The sequence below is a fragment of the Pseudomonas sp. IPO3749 genome (assembly GCF_013386605.1).
GTDB lineage: Bacteria > Pseudomonadota > Gammaproteobacteria > Pseudomonadales > Pseudomonadaceae > Aquipseudomonas > Aquipseudomonas azotoformans_A.
Genome location: NZ_JACARN010000143.1, coordinates 1 through 4,060, shown reverse-complemented (window position 1 = coordinate 4,060; position 4,060 = coordinate 1). Strand labels below are relative to the sequence as shown.

The window sequence follows — 4,060 nt, the reverse complement described above, 5'->3', positions numbered from 1 at the left end:
CTTTTTCAGAGTTTCCCTAAGAGTACCTTTTGTCTGCGTATCTCAAGAATACAACGGGCAACGACCTGCATGGGTTGGCTGCCCCTAGCCAGACTACAAATGATACGAACAGCGCCTAATGACTACGTCAACTATGCTCTCAACGGCCGTTGTAGCGGTTTTTTCCGATCAAGCAACCCGCATATAATTGATATTTTATCTCACCCATGTTCAGGTTTCATTAAACCGTATCCTTTTGGTTTTCGGTACTATCCTGTTGGTGTTGACCTCATGTCACAGGGGAAACACACGTTACACATACCACTATTACCAATAGTTATACACGACACCAGCCTTAGAATTGGAACATGTCAAATTTTTAGGATAACCTGCTACTGCTCATATTCCGTGCAACATAGACATCGGGCCGTGTCTAAAATGTCACCATTGGAATACTCATAAATCAAGCCCATCTTTAAGATCCCGATTCTTCATGTGAACATTACTTAAAATCGAATTGTTGTGTAAGTAAGAAACCAGAAAAAACATACTGCCTTTAAGAGGTTACGTCTGCCTGCATGCTGTGTCAGGGAAATTCAGCCCAGTCTCACCTCCAATACTGTTAGTCACTGGCATCCCAAAATACAAGAAGATTAGCTCAACAGGAGATTTGACGTGCACATTGGTGTTCCTCTCGAAACCCAGACGGGTGAAACACGGGTTGCTGCAACCCCAGAAACCATCAAGAAGCTGATCGGCCAGGGTCATAAGGTCACTGTGCAAAGCGGCGCCGGCATTAACGCCAGCGTTGTCGACAGTGCCTATGAAGCGGCAGGCGCAACCATTGGCAGTGCCACTGATACCTTCGGCGCCGAGCTGATTCTCAAGGTCGTCGCCCCCAGCGACAGCGAGCTGACCCAGATCAAGAGCGGCACGATTGTCGTCGGCATGCTTAATCCGTTCAACAACGAGACCATCGGCAAAATGGCCGAGTGTGGAATTACCGCATTCGCCCTGGAAGCCGCGCCGCGCACCTCGCGCGCGCAGAGCCTCGATGTGCTGTCCTCGCAAGCCAACATCGCCGGCTATAAAGCCGTGCTGCTCGGCGCCCATCACTATCCGCGCTTCATGCCGATGCTGATGACGGCTGCGGGCACGGTGAAGGCAGCTCGCGTGCTGATTCTGGGTGCCGGTGTAGCGGGGCTGCAGGCCATCGCCACCGCCAAGCGTCTGGGCGCGGTGATCGAAGCCTCGGATGTGCGTCCTGCGGTGAAAGAACAGATTGAATCCCTGGGTGCCAAGTTCGTCGACGTGCCTTACGAAACCGACGAAGAGCGCGAGGCTGCGGTGGGTGTCGGCGGTTACGCCCGGCCCATGCCTGCCAGCTGGATGCAGCGCCAGGCAGTCGCGGTTCACGAGCGCGCCAAATTGGCTGACATCGTGATCACTACGGCGTTGATCCCCGGTCGAAAGGCCCCGGTCCTGCTCAGTGCCGAAACCGTTGCGCAGATGAAGCCAGGCTCGGTGGTGATCGATCTGGCGGCCGCGCAAGGCGGCAACTGTCCGCTGACCGTAGCTGATCAAGTGGTGATCGAGCATGGCGTGACCATCATCGGTCATACCAACCTGCCGGCCATGGTCGCCGCAGATGCGTCCGCGCTGTACGCGCGCAACCTGTTGGACTTCATGAAGCTGCTGTTCACCCCTGAAGGGCAGCTGCAGATCAACCTCGAAGACGACATCGTCGCCGCGTGCCTGATGTGCCGCGACGGCCAAGTCATCCGCAAGAACGCCTAAACAGGGATTCAGACGATGGAAGAGCTTATCTCCCCCGGTATCTACAACCTGATCATCTTCGTGCTGGCGATTTATGTCGGTTATCACGTGGTCTGGAACGTTACACCTGCACTGCACACGCCGTTGATGGCGGTAACCAATGCGATTTCGGCAATCGTGATCGTCGGCGCCATGCTGGCGGCGGCTTTGACCGTGACGCCACTGGGCAAGACCATGGGCACCCTGGCGGTGGCTCTGGCGGCGGTGAACGTGTTTGGTGGCTTCCTGGTCACCCGCAGAATGCTTGAGATGTTCAAGAAAAAAGCTCCGAAAGTCGCAAAAGAAGAGGCGCCGAAGTAATGAGCATGAACCTCGTAACGACGCTCTACTTGATCGCGTCGATCTGCTTCATCCAGGCCCTCAAAGGCCTGTCGCACCCAACCACGTCGCGGCGCGGCAACCTGTTTGGCATGCTCGGCATGGGCCTGGCGATTCTCACCACCGTGGGCCTCATCTATAAGCTGGGCGCTGAGCTCGCGACTGCCGGGATCGGCTACGTCATCGTCGGCCTGCTGATCGGCGGCACCGCCGGTTCGATCATGGCCAAGCGCGTTGAAATGACCAAGATGCCGGAACTGGTCGCTTTCATGCACAGCATGATCGGTCTGGCGGCGGTGTTCATTGCGATTGCTGCTGTTGTCGAGCCTCAATCCCTGGGCATCGTCAAGCAGCTGGGCGATTCGATTCCGGCGGGCAATCGTCTGGAGCTGTTCCTTGGCGCGGCCATCGGCGCAATCACCTTCTCCGGTTCGGTGATCGCCTTCGGCAAGCTCTCGGGCAAGTACAAGTTCCGCCTGTTCCAGGGCGCACCGGTACAGTTCAGCGGTCAGCACAAGCTCAACCTGCTGCTGGGTCTGGCGACGCTGGCCCTGGGCATCACCTTCATGTTGACCGGCAACCTCAGTGCCTTCGCGCTGATGCTGGCCCTGGCCTTCGTGATGGGCGTGCTGATCATCATCCCGATCGGCGGCGCGGACATGCCGGTGGTGGTGTCGATGCTCAACAGCTATTCCGGCTGGGCAGCGGCGGGTATCGGCTTCTCGCTGAACAACTCGATGCTGATCATCGCCGGCTCGCTGGTGGGTTCGTCCGGTGCGATTCTCTCCTACATCATGTGCAAGGCGATGAACCGATCGTTCTTCAATGTGCTGCTCGGCGGCTTCGGCAACACAGTCGATGCAGGTCCTGCCGGCGCCAAGGAAGCCCGTCCGGTGAAATTCGGTTCAGCTGACGACGCGACCTTCCTGCTGACCAACGCTGACACTGTGATCATCGTTCCGGGTTACGGCCTCGCGGTTGCTCGCGCGCAACATGCGCTCAAGGAACTGACCGAGAAGCTCACCCACCGTGGTATCACCGTGAAGTACGCGATCCACCCGGTGGCCGGGCGGATGCCAGGGCACATGAACGTATTGCTGGCCGAGGCCGAAGTGCCTTACGACCAGGTGTTCGAGATGGAAGACATCAACTCCGAGTTCGGTCAGGCCGATGTAGTGCTGGTGCTCGGGGCCAACGACGTGGTCAACCCGGCCGCGAAGAACGATCCGAAATCACCGATTGCCGGTATGCCGATCCTTGAAGCGTTCAAGGCCAAGACCATCATCGTCAACAAGCGCTCGATGGCCAGCGGCTATGCCGGTCTGGACAACGAACTGTTCTACCTCGACAAAACCATGATGGTCTTCGGCGACGCGAAGAAAGTCATCGAAGACATGGTCAAAGCCGTCGAGTAAATAACCTCTGCTTCATTTTCGCCCGATTTGTCGGGCGATATGAGGCCGATCTGCTTTCTTGAAAATCTCATTGGAGATGGTAGTAGCTTAGGTATCCCAGGCAGGTATGATCTATGGTACCGCCAACTGATTTGCGTATGCGCCGTCGACATTCTGGAGCTCCTCTGATCGGTTTGGTTTTTTTCATGCCATTCGATGAGACTCTGACTCCTACTGGCTGCATAAACCTGTTCGGCCCCGGTGGCGCGGTTATTCGCCACTCACTAAGGCGTCGGCTGACTTCTGCACCTTAAACAAGGAAGATAACTGGTACTGTCAATGGATGGGGACAATCAGGCCAACAAGAAACTTTTCTATCGTCCCATCGAGATTGCGATCAGATGGTGCGAAATGATGCCCGTCGAAGCAAAAATTCTTAGCAAAATCGAAGATTTGCTTCCTTTGGAACGGACGTTAGCATCATGGCCTGGCCTTTTAGAAAAATTAGAATTGCTAAGGAAACTCTGAAAAAG

Annotated in this window: 3 protein-coding genes; all 3 read left to right on the top strand. The window is 55.8% G+C overall.

What is annotated here, in order from left to right; genetic code table 11:
* The first annotated feature begins 654 nt into the window (after positions 1-654).
* The 3 genes from HX812_RS31820 to HX812_RS31810 are packed head-to-tail and all read left to right on the top strand — an operon-like array spanning position 655 to position 3,548.
* Positions 655-1,776, top strand: a complete 1,122-nt coding sequence (locus HX812_RS31820; RefSeq protein ID WP_016978855.1) for a Re/Si-specific NAD(P)(+) transhydrogenase subunit alpha — start codon at positions 655-657, stop codon at positions 1,774-1,776.
* Positions 1,777-1,791: 15 nt separating this feature from the next.
* Positions 1,792-2,115, top strand: coding sequence for an NAD(P) transhydrogenase subunit alpha (locus HX812_RS31815; RefSeq protein ID WP_016978856.1), 324 nt, complete (start codon positions 1,792-1,794; stop codon positions 2,113-2,115).
* Entirely contained in the window at positions 2,115-3,548 is a 1,434-nt protein-coding gene (locus HX812_RS31810; RefSeq protein ID WP_016978857.1) for an NAD(P)(+) transhydrogenase (Re/Si-specific) subunit beta, read from the top strand. Before HX812_RS31815 ends, HX812_RS31810 begins: the two co-directional genes overlap by 1 nt.
* Positions 3,549-4,060 lie beyond the last annotated feature (512 nt).

Excerpts from the sequence above, each read along its gene's own strand:
- HX812_RS31815 (WP_016978856.1), top strand. The coding sequence starts at position 1,792 with ATGGAAGAGCTTATCTCCCCCGGTATCTACAACCTGATCATCTTCGTG.
- HX812_RS31810 (WP_016978857.1), top strand. The coding sequence starts at position 2,115 with ATGAGCATGAACCTCGTAACGACGCTCTACTTGATCGCGTCGATCTGC.